Genomic DNA, 21,467 nt, shown 5'->3' with positions numbered 1-21,467 from the left:
TCCGCCTTCCTGCTGCTGCAGGGCGTGGAGACACTCAGCCTGCGCATCGAACGGCACTCGGCCAACGCCCAGGCGCTCGCCGAATGGCTGGAGCAGCGCGACGAGGTCGCCGCCGTCCACTACCCGGGCCTGCCGTCCAACCGGTGGTACGAGGCCGGGCAGCGCTATCTGCCGCGTGGTGCCGGCGCGGTCCTGGCCTTCGAGCTGCGTGACGGCGTCGAGGCGGGCAGCGCCGGGTCACCGCCAGGACGCTGGTCGCCGCAGTCGACTCCGACCGTCTCTACCCACCCGCCCAGCAGGCCGAGTTGGCAGCCGGTATTCCTTCGGCCGACCGGCTGCGAATGGTCCACTCCCCCTACGGTCACGACGGCTTTCTCATCGAAACCGAGCAGGTCGCCGCGCTCGTACGCGAACTCACCACCTCATGACGATCTCTGGGTGGACCGGGGATCTCAGGCGTCCGCCTGCCTGATGCGTTCACGGACGGCCGCACGGTCGATGCCCAGCTGCTCCATCAGCTCTGCCGCGGGATCAGGCCGCTCACAGTCAAGGATCGCGAGCAGCAGGTGCTCCGGCGTGATGCGCCGGCTGCCGGCCTTCTTCACCTCGACGAGGGCGCGCGGGAGCACCGAGCGGGCACCGGAGGTGAAGGGGGTGCGCTTGCGTGAGACGGGGACCGGCGGCCTCTCGACGCCCTGGACGTCGATGCCGATCGCGGCCAGTGCCGACCGGTCGAGGACGTCGAGGGCGGTACGTGCGGCCTCCAGGTCGGTACCGAGGGATCGGACCGCGAGCGAGCCGGGCTCGTGGAGTACTCCCAGGAGGAGGTGCTCGGTGCCGATGCGGCGATCGCCGCGCAGCCTGGCTTCTTCCAGAGCGGACGTGACCGCCGCGCGGGCACCTGTTGCGAACTGTTCGAACACTGTCGTCTCACTTCCCGTGTTTGGCGTGCGCCGATTGCCGTGACACGCCGAGGGCATCCCCGATCTGTTCCCAGGACCATCCCTGCTCCCTGGCGCGGACCACCGCTGCCGTTTCGATCTGCTCGGCCAGTCGGTGCAGGGCGCCCACCGCCCGTAGCCCGACGGCGGGGTCGTGCGACCTGAGGCGTTCTGCGAGATCTCCTGCTTCCATGACTGTCAGTCTGGGCTGACAGCCATCATGTTGTCAACCCAGACTGACAGTCCGCCGATGCGTTACGACCCATTGACCGCGGGCTGTCAGGCCCCCAGCGGCCCGTCATGGGAAGGACCTCAGCGGCGTTGCCACTCCTCGGCCAGGAGCCGGTAGGAACGCACCCGGTCGGCGTGGTCGTGCGTGATGGTCGTGATGACCAGCTCGTCGGCGCCGGTGGCCTCCTGAAGTCGTTCGAGCTGGTCGGCCACATGTCCTGCGGTGCCGACGAACTGGGTGTCGACGCGGTCGGCCACCAAAGCCCGGTCCTCGTGGGTCCACACATGGGCGCGGGCCTGCTCGGGGGTGGGGAAGGCGATGGCGCCCTCGGCGGTGCGGATGCTGCGGACCCACGGACCGTAGCCGGCGGCGAGTTCACGGGCCGTCGCGTCGTCCTGGGCGACGACGACGTCGGCCGAGACGCTGACGTACGGCTTGTCGAGATCGTCGGAGGGCTGGAACGCGGCGCGGTACCCCTCGGTCGCCTCCAGGACGGTGGCCGGGCTGACGTGGTAGTTGGAGGCGAAACGCAAACCGTTGCGGCCGGCGACGTCGGCGCTCTGCCCGCCGCTGCTGCCCAGGATCCACACCTGCACGGCGGCGCCCTCGCCGGGCACGGCGTGCGCCTCGACGCCGTCGGCCGAGCGGTAAGTGCCGCGCAGCAGGGCGAGGATGTCGTCGATCTGCTCGCCGTAATCCTGCGCCTCGGCGTTCGGTTGGCGCAGCAGGCGCTGCTGGAGGGCGAACCGGGGTGAGCCGAGCAGGTGCTCGAAGGAGAACCGGGGTGGGATCCGCAGCCCGTTGGGAGTGTGTCCGTCGATGACCGGGGTCGCGGTCACGAGGGGTCCCACGGCCGGAACGGAGTCCGCGCTCGGACTGGGGGGACGTCCCCCGGAGCGGCCGAGGCCCAGGTCGAGCCGCCCGGGGTGCAGGGCGTCGATGAGGCCGAACTCCTCGACGGTGGACAGGGCGGTGCGGTGGCCCAGCAGGACCGCCCCGGAACCGATCCTGATCGTGGAGGTCGCGGAGGCGGTCAGGGCCAGCACGACAGCGGGAGAGGTCCCGGCGACGCCCGGGTTGAGATGGTGCTCGGCGACCCAGTAGCGGGTGTAGCCGAACCGCTCGGCCTGGCGGGCGAGGTCGATGCTGTTGTGCAGCGCGTCGGCCGCGGTGGAGCCGGACGGAACCGGGACGAGGTCGAGAACCCCGAGAGGGATGCCGGACATGATCGGGGTGCTCCTCAGAAGTCGGCGGGTCGGGGCGCGGCGAGGACCGGGGTCCAGGGGAACGGTGGGTCGGGGATGTCGCGCCGCAGTACGGGCGCGATGTCGGACTGGAAGAGTTCCAGCGAGGCCCGGTGCCGGGCGTCGCCGAGCCCGCTCGCGTCCGCCTGCAGATGGAGCACGCTGTGGCCGAACTGCTCGTGGTAGCGGTGCACCTTGTCGATCACCTGTTGGGGGCTGCCGATCAGCGCCGAGCTGCGCTCCACGAAGTCCTCCAGGGTCGCGAACACCGGCTCCAGACCCAGCCGCTTCTGGAAGGCCAGCTGTCCCTCGAAGACCGGCCGGTAGGCGGCGATCGCCTCCTGCGAGGTGCGTGCCGCGTAGTACCCGGCGGTACCGGCGCCGACCACCGCGTGGGCGGCGTCGTGGCCGTAGTGGGCCCGGCGCTCCCGGTAGTGGCGGACGAGTTCGGCGTAGGGCTCGATGGGGTTGGTGACATTGGCCGAGAACAGCGGGTCGCCGTAGCGGGCGGCGAGGTCGACGGACTCCCGGCTGGTGGCGCTGCCGTGCCAGACCCGCACCGGCTGCTGGTACGGCCTGGGCCACACCTCGGCGGCGGTGAGCTCCGGGCGGAAGCGCGGTTCTGCGGTCACCTTGTCCTCCCGCCAGATCCGGCGGAACAGCTCATAGCTCTCGGCGTTGCGCTCCCACTGGTCATCGGGAGTGACCTGGAACAGCTCGCGCTGGGCGGTGCCGTTGCCCTTCCCGATGATCAGGTCCAGGCGGGTCGGACAAGTGGTCCAAGGTCGCGTAGTCCTCGTAGGCGCGTACCGGGTCGAGCAGGCTGAGGGTGGTGACGGCGGTGAACAGCCGGATCCTGGAGGTGAGCGCGGCGATGTGACTGAGCACGACCGGTGGCGACGAGGAGATGAACGGCCGCTCGTGGCGTTCGCCGACGCCGAAGCCGTCGAACCCGGTCTCCTCGGCGAACACCGCGTTGTCGATCACCTCGCGGAAACGGTCGTGGGTCGGCTTCAGCACCCCGGTCACCGGGTCGGGGGCGTGCACGATGAGGGTGATGGCCAGGAACTTCACGACGCCACCCGCCCGGTGCCCGGCTCGGCGGCGGCGTCGGGGTGGGCCAGTCCCAGGTGGTCGCGCAGCGTGGTGCCCTCGTACGCGGTGCGGAAGACACCGCGCTCCTGCAGCAGCGGTACGACGGTGTCGGCGAAGCCGTCCAGACCGGTGGGGGTGATGTGCGGGACCAGGATGAAGCCGTCGGCGGCATCGGCCTGGACGAGGGTGTTGATGGACTCGGCGACGGTGGCCGGGGAGCCGACGAAGTTCTGCCGGCTGCCGGTCTCGATGACGAGGTCGCGGATCGACCAGTTGTTGGCCGCCGCGAGCTCACGCCACTGGCGGGCGGTGGCCAGCGGGTCACGGTACATCCGCACCTGCGCGCGGCCGCGGGCGATGGTGTGCTCACCGAGGTCCGGGTCGATGTCGGGCAGCGGGCCGTCCGGGTCGTAGCCGGACAGGTCGCGGTTCCAGACGAACTCCAGGTGCTTGAGCGCGGTCGCTCCGCTGACCTGCTGCCGGCGCACCTCGCGGGCCAGCTCCTGGGCCTCGGCGTCGGTGTCGCCGAACACGAAGGTCGCGGCCGGCAGGATCAGCAGCTGCTCGGGGCGGCGCCCGTAGCGGGCGAGCCGGCGCTTGACGTCGGCGTGGAACTCCTGACCCTCCTTCAGGGTGCCGTACCGGCTGAAGATCGCGTCCGCGGTGGAGGCCGCGAACTCCCGGCCCTCCTCCGAGTCACCGGCCTGGAAGATCACCGGACGGCCCTGCGGACTGCGCGGGACATTGAACTGCCCGGCGATGTCGAAATGCTCTCCCTCATGGACGAAGGCCCCGGCGCGCGCGTCCTTCAGAAAGATGCCGGACTCCTGGTCGGCGACGATCTCCTCACCGTGCCAGGAGTCGAACAGCTCGATGGCGGTCGCGAGGAACTCCGTGGCGCGGGAGTACCGCTGGTCCTGCGGGAGGAAGCCGCCGCGGCGGAAGTTCTCGCCGGTGAACGCGTCCCAGGAGGTGACGACGTTCCAGGCGGCACGCCCGTCCGACAGATGATCGAGGCTGGCGAACTGGCGGGCCACCTCGTAGGGCTCGTTGAAGGTGGAGTTGATGGTGCCGGTCAGGCCCAGGCGCTCGGTCACCGCGGCCAGAGCGGACAGCACCGTGAAGGTGTCCGGCCGCCCGACCACGTCCAGGTCGTAGATCTGCCCGGCCTGTTCGCGCAGCCGCAGCCCTTCGGCGAGGAACAGGAAGTCGAACTTGGCGCGTTCGGCGGTCCGCGCGAAGTGCGCGAACGAGCTGAACTCGATGTGGCTGCCGGCCCGCGGGTCGCTCCACACGGTGGTGTTGTTGACACCGGGGAAGTGGGCCGCGAGATGGATCTGCTTCAGTGGCTTGCTCATGGTCGGACGGTCCTCCCGGCTCAGACGGTGGCGTAGCGGTTGGCGGGACGGGACAGCCCGAGCAGCCCGCGCAGGGTGTCGGCCTCGTACACCCGCCGGAAGGCGCCGCGGCGCTGGAGTTCGGGCACCAGGCCGCGGGTGATCGCCGGAAGGTCATGGCCGATGACGCCGGGACGCAACCGGAAGCCGGACAGTCCGTGGCCTGCTGCCACTGCAGGAGCAGGTCGGCGAGTTGCGCGGGGCTTCCCGTGAAGATCTTCGCGTCGCTGGTGTACGGGTAACCCGCCAGGTCGTCCAAGCGTGCCTTGCGGTCCGCCGCCGCTGCCGCGTCGTCGTCGAGAAAGACCACCAGGTCACCGAAGATGTGCAGGGGCTCGTCGGAGCGCCCTGCCGCGGCCTGGGCCGCGCGTATCTCGTCGGAGATGGCGCGGGCGTGGCCGGGGTCGTGCGGGGTGACGTAGCCGATGTCGGCGGAACGGCCCACCAGTTGGAAGGGGACGCTCTGGTGCGCCAGGGCGGTGACGACCGGCTGTCCCTGGGGCGGCCGGGGGGTGATCGAGGGTCCCTTGACGCTGAAGTGCCGGCCCTCGAAGTCGACATAGTGCAGTTTGTCGCGGTCGACGAAGCGCCCGGTGGAGGTGTCGCGGATCTCCGCGTCGTCCTCCCAGCTGTCCCACAGACGGCGGACGGCCTCGACGTGGTCGGCGGCCTCCTCGAAGAGCTCGGCGGTCAACTCCCGGACCTCCGGGGTGTCCAGGTCCTCGATGCGCAGAGGCGGGAACGTACGACGGCCGAAGTGGGCCGCCTCGCTCTGCCGTGCCGACACCTGGACCCGCAGGCCCGCACGGCCGGTGCTGACGTAGTCCAGGGTGGCGATCGCCTTGGAGATGTGGAACGGCTCGGTGTGGGTGGTGACGACGGTCGGCACCAGCCCGATGTGACGCGTCAGCGGTGCGACGCGGGCGGCGATGAGGACCGCGTCCAGCCGGCCGCGTACCTGATCGGTGCGATCGTCCGGCTCGGTGAAGCGCGACGACTGCAGCCCGAGGGCGTCCTCGAAGGTGACGAAGTCGAGCAGGCCGCGTTCCGCCTCGGTGACGAGGTCGGCCCAGTAGCCGGCGGTGAGCAGGTCGCGAGGCCTGGCCTGTGGTGCGCGCCAGGCGGCCGGGTGCCAGCCCGCGCCGTCCAGGGCTACGGCAAGATGCTGAGGTGAGGAAGGAAATGCGGGCACAACGATGTCTTCCTGATCGGCCGTACACGATCGCCGGGTCTGCTCGGCAGGGCCCGGCGCGGGGAACGCGTCAGGCGCAACAGAGCGCGCCGGCCACCCGCAGCAGGTCGATGTGGGACCGGGAGTACAGGTGCACGCAGCCACGCGGGACCAGGGGTTCGACGACGAACCGGCCGGATTCAGCCTGCATCGACGTCACCTCCACCCATCGTGTCCGCGGTCCACCAGAAAGTGCCGACCCGGGGGGCATGCCTGTACCCCCGTCGCCCACAACGCAGCCGCCACGCCACCTATTCCGCCCCATGCTCAGGCGTCCGTACGAGGTGGAATCACCCCCGGCCGCAGTGCGAGGGCACGGGCGATCGCCACCCGCTGCTGCTGGCCGCCGGACAACTGCCGCGGATGCGCACCGGTCTTGTCGGCCAGCCCCACCCGGTCGAGGAGGGTACGGGCCAGCGCCTGCGCCTCGGGCTTGCGCAGCAGGCCCGTCGCCACGGGCGCCGCTGCCACGTTGTCCAGCACGGTCAGGTGCGGGAAGAGGTTGAAGTTCTGGAAGACGAAGCCGATCCGGCTGCGCTGGGCGAGGATCGCGCGCTCGCTCAGCTCCTTGAGCCGTTCGCCCTGTCTGCGGACGCCGATCAGTTCGCCGTTGAGGCTGGCGTAGCCGACCTCCGGCTTCTCCAGGTGGTTGATCACCCGCAGCAGGGTGAACTCGCCGGAGCCGGACGGCCCGAGGATCACCGTGACCTCTCCTGGCCGCACCGTCAGGTCCACGCCGTCCAGCACCCGGTGGTCGCCACCGTCTGGTACGTGATCCTCACCAGCGTGGTGTCCGTCGTCCAGTACCGGTCCATGAGACGGAGCCTCGGCCTTCTTGACTCCGTCACAGGGCGCAACCACACTGTTGAGGACGGTAACGATAGTCAGCGCCCATCTCGCGGGGTTCCTGCCCCAGTGGGTCATCGGCCCCGGCCCGCTGACAGGCAACCCTTCTCCGCGACGGGGTGCCCTGGGTGATGACCGGGTCCTGCCGGGGTGGCGGGACAAGCGTGGTCTCGTGTCTCACGAGCCCCGATGATGGGACCGGTGGAGATGCCGCGCACTGGCAGTGGGACGGGGAAGGCGAGCGCCCGTCGGCCGCTCCTGACCCGACGTCTCCACATCGACCTGTTGCGGGTCTGCAGCGCGACCGGCAGCCCGGCGGTCTGACCGGGACAGCTCCTGAGGGGCTCCCGTAGGCGCACATCACCGGGCCAGGCGTCGTCCGCACACCCAGACACCGGGCTCTCCAGGCGTCCTGCCACCGACGCCGCTTCGGCACACCCAGGCTGCTTCCCTGCCCGCATTGGAGAGCCATGCCCGAGACAGCTCTGCCCAGCCCGCTCACCTCACGCCCGGCCACCGTCCGCGATCTCCGACCCGCCGTGTCCGACCCCCAGGTCACCCTGGCCGCCCGCGCGTCGCACTTCGGCAGCCGTATCGGCGTCGACCTCGCCGGCGGGTTCTATCCGGCGCCCCTCCGCTACAACGTGTACCTAGCGCCGGGCTGTCCGCGGTCCCTGCGGGTGTCGATCACCCTGGACCTGCTCGCCCTCACGGACTCGGTCACCATCACCCCCGTCCCCCGGTCGGCCGGCACCCCCGACCCGCTCGTGGCACTGCGCAGCGCCTACGAGGCCACCCGGCACCACTACGACGGTCCACTCACCGTGCCCGCGCTGTCCGACCGCTGGAGCGGACGCATCGTCAGCGATCAGACCCCCGACATCCTCCGCGACCTCGTCGACCTCGCCGACCACCTCACCGAGCACGGCCGGGACGGCCTGCCCCGCCTGCGCCCGCCGGCCCTCGTCGCGGACATCGAGACCATCCGGCAACTCCTTGACGAGGACATCGCCGAAGCCGCCCAACGGGCCGGTGCGGCCCCGGCATCGCACCGCCGAGGGGAGGCGCTGGAAACCCTGCTCGCGGCACTGGACCTTCTCGACCGCCAACTGGCCACCGGGCCCTATGCGCTGGGCGACGAACTGACCGCCGCGGACGTGGACCTCTGGGTGACCCTCGTACACCTCGACCTCGTCGGCCGTCTCCACCTGGACGCCGACGCGGTACACGCCATCGCCCGGCACGACCGCCTGTGGGCCTACGTGCGACGCCTGCACGGCCACCCGGCCTTCCGCGACAACCTCCGCACGGACCGGATGGCCCGTCTGCACCGCCGCACCTGCCGTGGCCCGGAATCATCAGGCGCCGCGATCGAGCTCCCCGGAGTCCTGCGGATCAGCTGAGCGTTGTCGGCGCAACGGCGAGGTCAGTCCCGGTACCCGTAGTCCCGTTCGGACTGCCGGTAGCGCTCCACCAGGATCGCGTCCATCGGCGCGGTCTGCGGTCCGAAGAACTTGCCGAACTTCTCACGGTACTTCTCGAACCATTGCGCCCGCTCGGACAGGAAGAAGATGTCGTGCAGGGCGATGGAGCGAATCGCGAGGACGGGTACGGGTGCCTTGCTCACAGCGAACCGCGGATTCCTTGCTGCCCTCACATCGCAGTTCTCGTGGAACTGACCGACCATGAGGCCCTGCGCCACGTAGTCGTCCTTGACGCGTTCCTGCGCCTTGTCGAGAAGCTCGGTGTCCTCGCTGTGGAGATCGGGAAGGACGACCACCATGGCGCGCAGCATGGGATTCCGTCCCTGCCAGGAGGTCAGCAGGTACTCGTGCAGGCTGCTCCGTACGATCTCCTCCACCAGGTCGGGGGTCGGCGAGTGCCCGACCAGGCGGATACGGATCTCCATGGTTCTGTTCTTGCGAGAGGGGGCCACGAAAGGGCAGATGGGGCCCATTCGGCCGATCTCCGGATGGTTCGTCGCAATGTAGTCGGTCAGCCATAAGTCGACCGATTCGAGCGCGGACTCGATATCGACGACGGATCCCGTGGAGTTCATGGTGTTCCCGTCAGATCCGACACGCGATCGACCGCGATGCGCGCGAGACGACGGATCTCGGACTCGTCCGGGACTCGGGTGTTCACCAGCGAAAGGATGTCGTCCTTCATCACGATGACCCAGGACGTCTCGATACGGAAGTGCTCGACGGTGGACAGCCATCGCACCATGAAGCTGCCGTCTCCGACGGAGATCGGTTCCTGGCCGACTTTCGTGATGTCCAGCTGGACGCCGTCGTTCAGTTCCATCCGGTAGTGCGTGCAGTCGCGTACTGCGGCGGAGATCTCCTCGAACACCTGCCGGCAGGCCTGGTTGCCGAACCGCGTGACGTTGTGGAATATCACCGAGCCCACGACGTTCGTGAACAGTGCGGAGGCATGCTGTGTCGCCTCCGGATGCGTGCCGTGCGTCAGCATGTTCGTCAGGTCGACAATGGCGCGCCCCGACTCGTCACCGGAAACGAAGCTGGGGTCGTAGGCGGCGCTCGGTTCCTCGCCGAAGAACGACTCTTCGAGGTCCTCTTCTCTCAGGAGCAGTGTCTGGAAGGCGGTGTCGTCCATCGCGTTCTCCTATCGGCGTACGAGGCTGAGGGGGCGTATGTCGGTCCAGTGCTCCTCGACGTAGTCGAGGCAGGACTGGCGGTCGGTCTCGGCGAGGGCGACCGTCCAGCCCGCGGGCACTTCGGCGAAGGCGGGCCACAGCGAGTGCTGGCCCTCGTTGTTGACGAGTACGAGGTAGCTGCCGTCAGGGTTCTCGAAGGGGTTGGCCATCGTTTCTCCCTACAGAAAGTGGTCAGATTCGGGTGGCTGCGCATGCTTCATGCCCGCGCCGGCATTGCCGGGCGGTGGGGTTCGTCATCTCTCTTCGACGACCCTCATCACGTACTTGTGAATCCCGTTGATCGAGGTGAACAGCTCCATGTCCTCGAACTGCGGGTCTATGACGACACCGTGCTTCTCCTCCAGCACATGTTGGAGGACGAGCAGGGTGAGCGAGTCGATCACCAGTTCGGCATCGTCGGGAAACTCGTCCGGGGGCCCGAGCCCGGCATTCTCGGACAGGATCACTCTGATGTCACTCTTTGAGATCATGCTGTGTCCCATGGCTTGGAAGACGCCTCCGACGTGACGTGCTCGTGCATCAGTGCGCGGTTGCGGGTCAACTTGCCCATCGAGTTCCGGGGCAGCTGCCGCGTGACGAAGAACCGCCTGGGGATTTTGGCCGCGCTCAACCGTTCCCGGCACCAGACGGTGAGTTCGTCCGCGGTGACCGCCTCATGGGCTCCGACGAACGCTTCGATGGCCTCCGCATGGGTCACCACGGCATCGGTCACCCGGGGATGGCTCAGCAGGGCCGCCTCCACTTCTGTGAGGTCGACCTTCAACCCGCCGACGATGACGAGCGAGTCGGTCCGGCCGAGCATGGTCAGCACCCCGGTCGTCGGGTCCTGGTGAAATCGGTCGAAGGTCCGCAGCCAGCCGTCCGTGAAGCGGTCGGCATACTCCCCGTAGAGGTACGGCGAGCGGTCCATCCGGACGTGGAGCTCCTCGTCGACGACTTTCACCTCGGCCCCCGGCACCGGTGGCCCCAGCTGTGGGGGCAGGCACGTCCCGGAGAGGTCACCAGCGATCAGCCCGATCTCGGTCAGGCCGTAGACCTGGCTGATCGGCAGGCCGAAGCGCTCACCGAACTGCTCGTAGGTCTCGTGCGGAACCCGCTCACCGCCCGAGACGGCCAGCCGCAGCGAGGGCAGGTCCAGCGGATCCCTTGTGCGCACCAGGAGTTCGTAGTGGGCGGGTGTCCCGTACACGGCGGAGATCTCGGCGGCTGACATCAGCCGCACCACCTCGGTGGGGCGGAGCGTCGGGGGGACGACCAGCGTCGCCCCGGACACCAGCGCATGCAGCACCCCACTGACCAGACCCATGTTGTGCATGACGGAGTTCAGCAGCAGAACCCGGTCGCCCTTGCCAGGAACCCCGGGGAGTGCGGCGTGCCGGTCGAGCTCGGCCAGCACGGAGTCGGCCGGGCGGCCGATGACCTTCGGCCTGCCCGTCGAACCCGAGCTGAACTGCACCAGGCGGATGTCGTCGTCGGCCGGCCGCCCGTTCGACAGCCGCCGGACCGAGAATGCGGACTCCTGACGGAATCCGGCCACCGGCCCATCAGCCCCGGCCGCCGCAACCAGGTACTGCGGACGCACCAGCTCCACCAGCGGCTCGTATTCGGCCGGTCTCAGCCGAAAATCGACCAGAATGACTTGCGCCCCGCGGCTCCACAGAGCCAGCAGTACCTGCAGATACGTGAAACTCGGCTTCATGCGCAGTAGAACGGAGCTGCCGTGGGCAATACCGTGCTCCCGGAAATCTCCTGCAAGGCCACCGACCGCTGCCCGGAGTTCGCCACGGGTGACGGGAGCACGGGAAACCGCCCACAGCTCGTCGTCGGCCCCTCGACCCAACAGGTGTTCTCCCCACCATGCATCCGCCATAAACGCATCCTTACGAGAAAACCGGCCCGTGCAATATTCGCTCCGGCATTTGATGACGGTGAAGTTAGCACCGCCGAGAAACGCCGAGCAAGCACGCCACCAACGCACCCGGACCGCCTCGGAAGGAGCCGGCATTCGACGCGATGCGCCGCTGGAGGACCCTGCGCGTGAGGTGACCGGCGTGGCAGTCGAAGCCGTTCGCACTCCTCTCACCAGCGAGTCCTCGGCAGCGCACACCTGCGGGGATCGTCGTTGGACCGCCCGCGAGGCTGTGCGCCCACAGGATTCCGTCGGCTGCGGCGTACGCCGGTTGTCCCGCCGGCGGGACACATACGAGACCTCCCACATTGATCTCCTTGACCACCCAGTGACCTCGGGTTAGGTTTCTAGGGATTTTGGTTCAGGGCAGTTGCGCCGGTTCCGGCGTACGAGGCGACCCACCGTTCCGATGGTCAGACGGTCGCGCATTCTCCGATGTCCGGTCGCGCTTTCTCATTGTCTTCGCGGCTGTCAGGATTTCTTTTACTTTTCTCCCCCAGGCAATGTCCGCGCGGGGGATATTCCGGAGGTGGGGACTTGTCCATCAGTGCTGGCGCCACACTGCCGCTCACGGCCGCGCAACGCGAGATATGGATGGCCGAACAGCGGTTGGCGGGAGCCAACCGGGTTTTCCGGGTGGGCGACTATCTGGAAATCCACGGACGAGTGGATCCGGTGCTCTTCGAGCAAGCCCTCCTGCGGGTTGTCTCCGAGACGGAGGCACTGCACGTCCGTTTTGTGGAAGAGCGCGGCGACGGCCGACAGGTCCTCCACGGACTCGGTGACTGGTCGCCCACGATGATCGACCTCAGCGCCGAACCCGACCCCGAACGAGCCGCCCACGCCTGGCTGGAGGCCGCGGTGGCCCGGCCGATGGACCTCGCCGGCGACCGGCTCTTCGAGTACGCGCTGCTCCGTCTGGGCCCCGACCGCTTCTACTGGTACCAGGGCTACCACCACGCCGTGATGGACGCCTTCGGAGCACTCCTGATCACCCGCCGGGTCGCCGAGGTCTACACCGCCCTTGTCCAGGACCACCCGGTGAAACCTAGCCCCTTCAGCCCGTTGCACGAGCTGCTGGCCGCCGATGAGAAGTACCGCGATTCCCAACAATTCTCCCTCGACCGGGAGTACTGGACCGAGCAATTCGCCGACCGCCCCGAACCGACCGGGTTCGTCGACCGGCCGTCGACCACCCCGGAGCACTACCTTCGGCGGACAGCCGGCCTGGGGGCCGTGGAGCTGAACGACTTACGCGCAGCGGCGCGGCACGCCCGGGCCCCTTGGTCACACCTGGTCATCGCGGCAACAGCCGTCTATCTCCATCGGATGACCGGCTCATCGTGCGTCGTGCTCGGCCTGCCGGTGACCGGGCGTCTGGACCAGCTCCAGCGCCGTACTCCCGGCATGGCCTCCAACGTCCTTCCGCTGCGGCTCTCGTTCCGACCGGATCTGTCGCTCGGTGACCTCCTCGGGCAGATCGCGGACCGAGTGGTCGAGCTGGGCAGGCACCAGCGGTACCGGGCCGAGGACCTGCAACGGGACCTGGACCTGCCGGGCAGTCTGGGAACGTGGTACGCACCGGTCGTCAACGTGATGTCGTTCGACTACGTGCTCGACTTCGCCGGTCTGCCGACCACCGCGCACAACCTTTCCTCGGGCCTGGTGGGCGACTTCACGGTCGCCGTGTGGGACCGGCGCGACGGGACCGGCCTCAAGGTCGATGTCAATGCCCACCCTGAGATCTGCTCGGACGGCGAGCTGGCCGCTCATCATCAGCGCCTGCTCACCGTGTTACGGGCCGTGACCACGGCCGATCCCACCCAACCCGTAGGCCGGATCGACCTGCTCACCGACGAGGACCGCACCGCCCTGCTGGGTATGGCCGCGGATGCTCCGCCAGTTGCAGAGACCACGCTGCCGGGGTTGTTCGAGGCGCAGGCCGAGTGTGCACCGGACGCGGTAGCCGTGACGTGCGACGACACCGCCCTGACCTACGCCGAACTCAACACCCGAGCCAATCGCTTGGCTCACCTCCTCATCACCCACGGCATCGGCCCCGAACACAACGTCGCCCTCGCCCTGCCCCGCTCCACCGACCTCGTCACCGCCATCCTCGCCGTCCTCAAAACCGGCGCCGCCTACCTCCCCCTCGACCCCCAATACCCCACCCCACGCCTCAACCACATGCTCACCGACGCCCAACCCACCCTCACCCTGACCACCACAACCCAGACCAACCTCCCCCACCACACCAACCACACCCTCCACCTCGACCACCCCACCCTCGCAACCGACCTCACCCACCAACCCACCCACAACCCCACCGACCACGACCGCACCACCCCCCTCACCCCCCACCACCCCGCCTACATCATCTACACCTCCGGCTCCACCGGCCGCCCCAAAGGCGTCGTCAACACTCACCGGAACGTGGTCAGGCTGTTCGACGCCACCCGCCAGTGGTTCGGCTTCGGCGCCGACGACGTCTGGACGCTGTTCCACTCGTACGCCTTCGACTTCTCCGTCTGGGAGCTCTGGGGGCCGCTGCTGCACGGCGGCCGACTGGTCGTGGTGCCCTTCGAGGTGAGCCGAACGCCGGGGGCGTTTCTGGACCTGCTCGCCGAGCAGGGTGTCACCGTTCTCAACCAGACACCGTCGGCCTTCTACCAGTTGGTGCAGGCCGATGCCGACACGTCCCGGCCGGCCCGGCAGCTCAGTTTGCGCGTTGTGGTGTTCGGCGGCGAGGCGCTGCAGCCCTCCCGCCTGGCCGACTGGTACCTGCGGCATCCCGACGATGCACCGGTGCTGGTCAACATGTATGGCATCACCGAGACCACGGTGCACGTGACCTATCAGCCGCTGACCCGTGATCGGGTGAGCAACGAGGCTGCGAGCGTGATCGGCGTCGGCATTCCCGACCTGCGCACCTATGTGCTGGACGGCGGTTTGCAGTTGGTGGCGCCCGGTGTGGTGGGTGAGCTGTACATCGCGGGCGCCGGCGTGGCCCGCGGCTACCTCGGCCGTTCCGCCCTGACAGCTGAGCGGTTCGTCGCCGACCCGTTCGGTCTGGAGCCCGGCGGACGGATGTATCGCACGGGCGACCTCGTGCGCTGGAACGGCGACGGTGAGCTGGAATTCATCGGCCGCGCCGACCACCAGGTCAAGATCCGCGGCTTCCGCATCGAACTCGGTGACGTCGAGGCGGCGTTGTCCGCTCATCCGTCGGTGGCTCAGACGACCGCGATCGTGTACGAGGAGCGGCCGGGTGACTCCCGTCTGGTGGCGTACGTGGTGGCACGGGATGCTCTTTTACCGCAGCAGGTACGGGATTTCGCGCAGGAGAACCTGCCGGAGCACATGGTCCCCTCGGCCGTGATCCTGCTCGATCGTCTGCCATTGACCACTAATGGCAAGCTCGACCGAGCCGCTCTGCCGGCGCCGGACTTCGCGTCGGTCGGGTCGGGCCGGGAGGCACGCACTCCGCAGGAGCAGATCGTCTGCGACCTGTTCGCGCAGGTACTGGGGCTGCCGCGGGCCGGGGTCGACGACAATTTCTTCGATCTGGGCGGGCACTCACTGCTCGCCACCCGCCTCATCGCGCAGATCCGATCGGTCTTCGGCGTCGAGGTCGGTCTACGAACGCTCTTCGAGGGCCCGACGCCGGCCGCGGTGGCGGCCCTGCTCGACACCGCTGCACCTGGACGACTGGCGCTCACCGTGCGGGAGCGACCTGAGGTCATGCCGCTGTCGTTCGCTCAGCGCAGGTTGTGGTTCCTCCACCAGATGGAGGGGCCCAGCGCCACCTACAACATTCCCCTCGTGCTGCGGTTCACCGGCCAGTTGGACCGGGATGCGCTGCGCGCCGCGCTCGGTGACCTCGTCGCACGGCACGAAAGCCTGCGCACGATCCTGCCCGAGGTCGACGGCACTCCGTATCAACGAGTGCTCGACATAGCGACCATGGAGCTGCCCATCACCGGAACCACTGAGTCCGAACTGGATGATGTGCTGCGCCGGGGAGCTCGGCATGCGTTCGACCTGACCGTGGAACCTCCGCTGCGAGCCGATCTCTTCGAGCTCTCCTCCCAGGAGCATATCCTGCTGCTGGTGGTCCACCACATCGCGGGCGACGGCTGGTCTCTCGGACCCCTCGCCTCCGACCTCACGCACGCCTACACCGCCCGCACCCAAGGAGAAGTCCCGAACTGGGTTCCACTGCCGGTGCAGTACGCGGACTACACCCTGTGGCAGAACGAACTCCTCGGCGACCAGAACGACCCCGACAGCCTCTTCGCCACCCAGATCGACTACTGGACGAACGCCCTGGCCGATCTTCCCGACCAGCTGAGCATCCCCACCGACCGGCCCCGTCCGGCCGTGATGACCTACCGCGGGGACTACGTCACCGTCGCCATCAACCCCGAACTCCACCAGCGTCTCGCCGACCTCGCCCGATCCACCGGGACCAGTCTGTTCATGGTCCTCCAAGCAGGCCTCGCCTCCCTGCTGACCCGCCTCGGCGCGGGCCACGACATCCCCCTCGGCAGCCCCATCGCCGGCCGCACCGACCAGAACCTCGACCACCTCATCGGATTCTTCGTCAACACCCTCGTCCTGCGCACCGACACCACCGGCGACCCCACCTTCACCCAACTCCTCAACCAGGTCCGCGAAACCTCACTCGCCGCCTACGCCCACCAAGACGTCCCCTTCGAATACCTCGTCGAAATCCTCAACCCCACCCGCACCCTCGCCCACCACCCCCTCTTCCAAATCATGCTCGCCCTCCAAAACGCACCCGTGAGTGCGTTGGAGCTTCCCGGAGTGCGTGCCGGTGTCGAGCTGGGTAGGACGGGGACGGCAAAGTTCGACTTGTTCTTCAGTCTTGCCGAGCAACGCGGTCCCAACGGCGAGCCTCAGGGCATCGACGGTGCCGTCGAGTACTCGAGCGATATCTACGACGCACCTACGGTCCATGATCTGTTCGACCGCTGGATCCAGCTCCTCGACGCTGCGACCATCCACCCCGATCAGCCGCTCAGCACCATCAACGTCCTCACCCCCACCGAACACCACCACCTCCACCACACCTGGCAGGACACCGCGCTGCCTCTGCCCGAGGCCTCCCTGGCTGACCTGTTCACCCGGCAAGTGACGAAAACCCCGGACGCCCCCGCCCTCATCACCGCCCACACCACGCTTTCGTACGCGGAGCTGAACACTCGCGCCAACCACCTCGCGCACCATCTCATCGCCCGCGGAGTCCGCCCCGGCGATGCCGTCGCCGTTCTCCTGCAACGCTCACCCGAGACCATCACGACGCTCCTGGCCCTGATGAAGACCGGCGCGGTCTACGTCCCGCTCGACGCCCGCTATCCGAGTGAGCGCATCCACCACATCCTCGAGCAGACCGACACCGCACTCGTCCTCACCGACACCACCTCACAAACCGCACTCCCTACCGCAACACCTCACCTCCTCATCACCGACACCGACGCGGCCCGGTTGGACGGCGACAGCCACCACGCACCCGATGTCACGGTCCAGCCGGACGCCGCCGCGTACGTGATGTACACCTCCGGCTCCACCGGCACCCCCAAAGGCGTCGTCGTCACCCACCGCAACGTCACCTCACTCGCCCTCGACCCCCGCTTCGATCCCCACGCGCACCAGCGGGTTCTGCACCACTCACCCTCCGCCTTCGACGCCTCCACCTACGAAATCTGGGTCCCACTCCTCAACGGCGGCGCCATCGTCATCGCCCCCGCCGGCGACCTCGACATCCCCCTACTGCAGAAAACCATCACCGAACACCACGTCACCGCAGCCTGGCTCACCAGCTCCCTGTTCAACGTCATGACCGAACACCACCCCGAAACCCTCACCGGGGTGCAGCAGATCTGGACCGGCGGCGAAGCCGTATCCGGTGCATCCGTCCAACGCCTCCAACAAGCCTGCCCCACCACCACCGTCACCGACGGCTACGGACCCACCGAAACCACCACCTTCGCCACCTGCTACCCCATCCCCAACCCCTACACGGGCAACGCCACCGTGCCCATCGGCCGCCCCATGGCCAACACCCGCATATACATCCTCGACAACCACCTCCAACCCGTCCCACCCGGCGTCACCGGCGAGCTCTACATCGCCGGCACCGGCCTCGCCCTCGGCTACCTCAACCAACCCGCACTCACCGCAGAACGCTTCACCGCAGACCCCCACAACCCACAACCCGGCACACGCATGTACCGCACCGGCGACCTCGCCCGCTGGAACGGCGACGGCAACCTCGAATACACCGGCCGCGCCGACCACCAAATCAAAATCCGCGGCTTCCGCATCGAACCCGGCGAAATCGAGAAAGTCCTCACCGACCACCCCGACATCACCCAAGCCGCCGTCATCACCCACGAAAACCAACAAGGCACGATCCGCCTCATCGCGTACGTCGCCGCCACCAACGCGCTGCCTGCGGAGAGCCTGCGTGAGTTCGCCCGCCGGCGGCTGCCGGACTACATGCTGCCGTCGGTGTTCGTCCAGCTGGACAGGTTGCCGCTGACTGCCAATGGCAAGCTCGACCACACCGCGCTGCCCGATCCTGACCCGGCTCCGCAGGCGGACGCCCCGGGACGCGAGCCGCGGACGGCGCGCGAACGGCTGCTCGGTGAGCTGTTCGCACGGGCCCTCGGTGTGAACCGGGTCGGCCTTGATGACGACTTCTTCGCACTCGGCGGGGACAGCATCATCTCGATCCGCCTGGTGAGCCTGGCGCGCACGGCAGGGGTCGGTTTCGCGGTCCGGGACATCTTCGAGCGGCGGACCGTGGCTGGGCTGGCGGACGTCGCCGAGGACTTGCCCCAGTCGGCTCCGGCAACCGATGGAGCGGGCATCGGTACGGTGGAGCCCACACCGATCATGCTCTGGTTCGACGAGCGCGGCGGCGCGATCGACCCGTTCTACCAGGCGATGCTGCTGCAGGTGCCGGCCGATCTGGGCGAGGACCGCCTCCGTGCAGGCGCTCGTGGACCACCATGACGCCCTGCGACTGACCCGGACCCCGAGCCGCGCAAGCCGCCGGCCGTGGTCGCTGGAAGTTCTTCCGGTCGGCGCCGTCCCGGCTGCCGACCTGGTGCACCGCGTCGACGTGGGCGCAGGCACGTTCGACGAGGCGCTGGTACGGGATCACCTGGACTCGGCGGCCGCCCGCCTGTCGACGGAGCGGGGGGTGCTGCTCCAAGCGGTCTGGTTCGATGCCGGGCCCAGTCGTGCCGGCCGTCTGCTGTTCCTGGTCAACCACCTGGTGGTGGACGGGGTGTCCTGGCGGCTGCTGCTTGCGGATCTGGTCGCCGGTTGGGAGGCGGTCGCGCGCGGCCGGGCCCCGGGGTTGGAGCCGGTGCACACCTCGTTGCAACGCTGGTCCCGGCTGCTGACGGCGGAGGCCCGCCATCCAGCTCGTGCCGCGGAAGTGCGGCTGTGGGCCGATCTGCTGACCGCTGCTGACCCACCGCTGACCGCTGACCGGCTGGATCCAGGACGGGACACCGTCGGCCGGGCCCGCGACCTCACGCTTTCCCTTCCACCCGACGTCACCACCTCACTCCTGACGACGGTGCCGGCCGCCTTCCACGCGGGGGTCAACGATGTACTGCTGACCGCGCTCGCCCTGGCGGTCGCCCAGTGGCGGCGCCGTCATGCCCGCGGGCGGCACACCGAGCTGTTGGTGGATGTCGAGGGCCACGGCCGCGAGGAGATCATCGAGGACACGGACCTGTCCCGCACCGTGGGCTGGTTCACCTCTCTGTATCCCGTCCGGATCGACCCGGGCGCGCTGGGCTGGGAAGAGGTCGCCGACGGCGGACCGGCCCTCGGGCAAGCCCTGAAAAGAGTCAAGGAGCAGTTGCGCTCCCTGCCCGACAAAGGCGTCGGCTTCGGTCTGCTGCGCCACCTCAATCCGTCGACCGGATCGGAGCTGCGTCGGCTCGCGGTGCCCCAGCTGGGCTTCAACTACCTCGGCCGGTTCGCTTCAGCCGGAACCCCCCTCGTTGCGGGCAACCCGGCGTGGGCCGTGGCATCGGAGGCGGGCTTGCTGAGCGGCGCTGATCCGGGCACCGCCCTGGCGCACGGACTGGAGGTCAACTCGATGGTCCGCGACACTCCGGACGGCCCCTGGTTGGAAGCCGTCTGGACGTGGGCCCCCGATCTCTGGCCCGAGCAGCACGTCCGCGACCTTGCCGAGGACTGGTTCCGCGCGATCCGCGGCCTGGTCCGGCACGGTGACCGGTCCGGCACCGGCGGCCACACGCCTTCGGACTTCCCCCTGACCACACTCAGCCAGCACGAGATCGAGCAACTCGAAGCCGCGTGGAGGATCCAGAAATGACGTCGTCGGGCCTGGAAGACATTCTGCCCCTGTCCCCGATGCAGGAGGGGCTGCTGTTCCACTCGCGCTATGAGCAGGACGGCGCGGACGTCTACGGGGTGCAGCACGTATTCGACATCGCGGGCGCCCTCGACAGTGAGAACCTGCGGGCGGCGGTCCGCGCCCTGGTCCAGCGGCACGCGAACCTGCGCGCCGGTTTCCGGCAGGTGGGGTCGGGTCAGACGGTGCAGACGATTTCCCGTCAGGTCGAGGTTCCCTGGGAGGAGTACGACCTCTCCTCGCTTCCCGGCGACGCAGCGGAGGCGGAGTTCGTCCGACTCGCCGCCAAGGAGCACGGCCGCCGGTTCGACCTGGCTGAGCCGCCGCTGCTGCGCTTCTCCCTGGTGCGGCTCGCCGGGGAGCACCACCGCCTCATCCTGACCACCCATCACATCCTGCTCGACGGTTGGTCCACTCCCATCCTCGTGCGCGAGCTGACCGCGCTGTACGACACTCACGGGGACACCGCTGCGCTCCCCCGGGTCACCCCCTACCGCCAGTTTCTGGGCTGGCTGGCCCAGCAGGACCAACCGGCGGCCGAGGCTGCCTGGCGCGAGGTCTGCTCCGACCTCGAACAGCCCACCCTGATCACACCGGTGGATCCCGGACGCGCCGCGCAGATGCCGGAACGAATCACTGTCGAACTGGACGAGGAGCGCACGGCCGCGCTCGCCGAGTGGGCGCGCGGCCAGGGCGTGACCCTGAACACCGTCCTGCAGGCCGGCTGGGGTCTGGTACTGAGCCGCCGTACGGGCCATGACGACGTGGTTTTCGGCGCCGTCGTGGCAGGTCGTGACCCGCAGCTGTCCGGTGTGGAGTCCATGGTGGGCCTGCTCATCGCCATGGTGCCCGTGAGGGTCAGGCTGGACCCGGCGCAGTCGCTGCTGGCCACAGTCGTCCGGCTGCAGGATGAGCAGTCGCGGCTGACCGCACACCACCATCTCGGGCTGGCCCGTATCCAGCAGCTCGCGGGATTGGGCGACCTCTTCGACACCTCCGTGGTGTTCGAGAACTATCCCTGGGATGACACCGCCGCCACGGTGGGTGCGGGACTACACATCGCCCCCGACCTTGGCCGGGGACGCGACGCGACGCACTACCCGCTCACTCTGATCGCGGCGCCGGGCCGCCGTCTCCACCTGCGTCTGGACTACCGCGACGACCTTTTCGACCGAGCTGCGGCCAACGGATTCCTCGATCGGCTGATCCAAGTGCTCGACCTGATGGTCGCCGACGCGGACCGGCCGGTCGGCCGGATCGACCTGCTCACCGACGAGGAGCGGCGGGAACTGCTGGTCACCCGCAATGACACCGCCACGGTGAATGACAGCGCAACACTACCGGGGTTGTTCGAGGCGCAGGCCGAGTGTGCACCGGACGCGGTAGCCGTGACGTGCGACGACACCGCCCTGACCTACGCCGAACTCAACACCCGAGCCAATCGCTTGGCTCACCTCCTCATCACCC

At 68.6% G+C, this 21,467-nt stretch carries 14 protein-coding genes, 5 pseudogenes and 1 riboswitch; of the genes and pseudogenes, 6 read left to right on the top strand and 13 right to left on the bottom strand.

All coding sequences use genetic code 11. From position 1 onward, the window contains the following. Positions 1-228: pseudogene (locus O3W51_RS37325) on the top strand (PLP-dependent transferase); the annotation flags it as partial. Continuing rightward, positions 213-428: pseudogene (locus O3W51_RS37320) on the top strand (homoserine O-acetyltransferase); the annotation flags it as partial. The pseudogenes O3W51_RS37325 and O3W51_RS37320, both read left to right, overlap by 16 nt. A 24-nt stretch (positions 429-452) precedes the next feature. Here O3W51_RS37320 and O3W51_RS37315 read toward each other — a convergent pair. The 8 genes and pseudogenes from O3W51_RS37315 to O3W51_RS37285 form a co-directional block, all read right to left on the bottom strand. Beyond that, entirely contained in the window at positions 453-923 is a 471-nt protein-coding gene (locus O3W51_RS37315; RefSeq protein ID WP_138351850.1) for a Clp protease N-terminal domain-containing protein, read from the bottom strand. Between the two features lie 7 nt (positions 924-930). Continuing rightward, positions 931-1,134 (bottom strand): helix-turn-helix domain-containing protein, encoded by a 204-nt coding sequence (locus tag O3W51_RS37310; protein ID WP_138351851.1) that lies wholly within the window; start codon positions 1,132-1,134, stop codon positions 931-933. Between the two features lie 119 nt (positions 1,135-1,253). Continuing rightward, complete coding sequence (locus O3W51_RS37305; RefSeq protein WP_138351852.1) at positions 1,254-2,399, bottom strand: LLM class flavin-dependent oxidoreductase; 1,146 nt, start codon at positions 2,397-2,399, stop codon at positions 1,254-1,256. Between the two features lie 14 nt (positions 2,400-2,413). Continuing rightward, positions 2,414-3,491 (bottom strand): annotated as a pseudogene (locus O3W51_RS37300) (LLM class flavin-dependent oxidoreductase). After that, a complete protein-coding gene (locus tag O3W51_RS37295; RefSeq protein ID WP_269288521.1) occupies positions 3,488-4,870 on the bottom strand; it encodes an NtaA/DmoA family FMN-dependent monooxygenase in 1,383 nt (460 codons plus the stop codon). Before O3W51_RS37295 ends, O3W51_RS37300 begins: the two are co-directional and overlap by 4 nt. Before the next feature lie 20 nt (positions 4,871-4,890). Then, positions 4,891-6,101: pseudogene (locus O3W51_RS37290) on the bottom strand (LLM class flavin-dependent oxidoreductase). Positions 6,102-6,171: 70 nt separating this feature from the next. Next, a complete protein-coding gene (locus O3W51_RS48585; RefSeq protein ID WP_331284126.1) occupies positions 6,172-6,291 on the bottom strand; it encodes a putative leader peptide in 120 nt (39 codons plus the stop codon). Positions 6,292-6,428: 137 nt separating this feature from the next. Beyond that, positions 6,429-6,944 (bottom strand): annotated as a pseudogene (locus O3W51_RS37285) (ATP-binding cassette domain-containing protein); the annotation flags it as partial. A 99-nt stretch (positions 6,945-7,043) separates the two neighbouring features. Further along, positions 7,044-7,157, top strand: a riboswitch (SAM riboswitch). Positions 7,158-7,456: 299 nt separating this feature from the next. Between O3W51_RS37285 and O3W51_RS37280 the strand changes: the two are divergent. Continuing rightward, positions 7,457-8,389, top strand: coding sequence for a glutathione S-transferase C-terminal domain-containing protein (locus tag O3W51_RS37280; protein WP_138351855.1), 933 nt, complete (start codon positions 7,457-7,459; stop codon positions 8,387-8,389). Positions 8,390-8,412: 23 nt separating this feature from the next. On the opposite strand, the gene O3W51_RS37275 is transcribed toward O3W51_RS37280, so the two are convergent. The 5 genes from O3W51_RS37275 to O3W51_RS37255 all read right to left on the bottom strand — a co-directional run bounded on the left by O3W51_RS37275 (position 8,413) and on the right by O3W51_RS37255 (position 11,740). Continuing rightward, complete coding sequence (locus O3W51_RS37275) at positions 8,413-9,045, bottom strand: DUF6875 domain-containing protein (protein ID WP_331284125.1); 633 nt, start codon at positions 9,043-9,045, stop codon at positions 8,413-8,415. Beyond that, complete coding sequence (locus O3W51_RS37270; RefSeq protein WP_138351857.1) at positions 9,042-9,605, bottom strand: hypothetical protein; 564 nt, start codon at positions 9,603-9,605, stop codon at positions 9,042-9,044. Before O3W51_RS37270 ends, O3W51_RS37275 begins: the two co-directional genes overlap by 4 nt. A 9-nt stretch (positions 9,606-9,614) precedes the next feature. After that, on the bottom strand, positions 9,615-9,815 hold the full coding sequence (locus tag O3W51_RS37265) for an MbtH family protein (RefSeq protein ID WP_138351858.1): 201 nt from the start codon (positions 9,813-9,815) through the stop codon (positions 9,615-9,617). An 84-nt stretch (positions 9,816-9,899) separates the two neighbouring features. Next, positions 9,900-10,136: a hypothetical protein gene (locus O3W51_RS37260; RefSeq protein ID WP_138351859.1), complete on the bottom strand. Its 237-nt coding sequence runs from the start codon at positions 10,134-10,136 to the stop codon at positions 9,900-9,902. Continuing rightward, complete coding sequence (locus O3W51_RS37255; protein WP_269288519.1) at positions 10,133-11,740, bottom strand: class I adenylate-forming enzyme family protein; 1,608 nt, start codon at positions 11,738-11,740, stop codon at positions 10,133-10,135. Before O3W51_RS37255 ends, O3W51_RS37260 begins: the two co-directional genes overlap by 4 nt. A 372-nt stretch (positions 11,741-12,112) precedes the next feature. Here O3W51_RS37255 and O3W51_RS37250 point away from each other — a divergent pair, with 372 nt between their 5' ends. From O3W51_RS37250 to O3W51_RS37240, 3 genes are all read left to right on the top strand, one after another. Then, a complete protein-coding gene (locus O3W51_RS37250) occupies positions 12,113-18,616 on the top strand; it encodes a non-ribosomal peptide synthetase (protein ID WP_269288518.1) in 6,504 nt (2,167 codons plus the stop codon). Continuing rightward, a complete protein-coding gene (locus O3W51_RS37245; protein WP_269288517.1) occupies positions 18,591-19,961 on the top strand; it encodes a condensation domain-containing protein in 1,371 nt (456 codons plus the stop codon). The genes O3W51_RS37250 and O3W51_RS37245 overlap by 26 nt, the downstream gene beginning before the upstream one ends. After that, on the top strand, positions 19,958-21,467 hold a 1,510-nt coding region (locus O3W51_RS37240), incomplete at its 3' end, for a condensation domain-containing protein (RefSeq protein ID WP_138359569.1). The genes O3W51_RS37245 and O3W51_RS37240, both read left to right, overlap by 4 nt.

This window comes from Streptomyces sp. H39-C1, assembly GCF_027158125.1.
In the GTDB taxonomy this organism is placed as follows: Bacteria; Actinomycetota; Actinomycetes; order Streptomycetales; family Streptomycetaceae; genus Actinacidiphila; species Actinacidiphila fildesensis.
The sequence above is the reverse complement of the archived record's forward strand: the minus strand, read 5'-3'. Positions and strand labels throughout refer to the sequence as shown.

Bases quoted from the DNA above. Each gene is read 5' to 3' on its own strand.
- O3W51_RS37310 (WP_138351851.1), bottom strand. From the start codon at position 1,134: ATGGAAGCAGGAGATCTCGCAGAACGCCTCAGGTCGCACGACCCCGCC.
- O3W51_RS37295 (WP_269288521.1), bottom strand. From the start codon at position 4,870: ATGAGCAAGCCACTGAAGCAGATCCATCTCGCGGCCCACTTCCCCGGT.
- O3W51_RS37280 (WP_138351855.1), top strand. From the start codon at position 7,457: ATGCCCGAGACAGCTCTGCCCAGCCCGCTCACCTCACGCCCGGCCACC.
- O3W51_RS37260 (WP_138351859.1), bottom strand. From the start codon at position 10,136: ATGATCTCAAAGAGTGACATCAGAGTGATCCTGTCCGAGAATGCCGGG.
- O3W51_RS48585 (WP_331284126.1), bottom strand. From the start codon at position 6,291: ATGCAGGCTGAATCCGGCCGGTTCGTCGTCGAACCCCTGGTCCCGCGT.
- O3W51_RS37275 (WP_331284125.1), bottom strand. From the start codon at position 9,045: ATGAACTCCACGGGATCCGTCGTCGATATCGAGTCCGCGCTCGAATCG.
- O3W51_RS37265 (WP_138351858.1), bottom strand. From the start codon at position 9,815: ATGGCCAACCCCTTCGAGAACCCTGACGGCAGCTACCTCGTACTCGTC.
- O3W51_RS37305 (WP_138351852.1), bottom strand. From the start codon at position 2,399: ATGTCCGGCATCCCTCTCGGGGTTCTCGACCTCGTCCCGGTTCCGTCC.
- O3W51_RS37270 (WP_138351857.1), bottom strand. From the start codon at position 9,605: ATGGACGACACCGCCTTCCAGACACTGCTCCTGAGAGAAGAGGACCTC.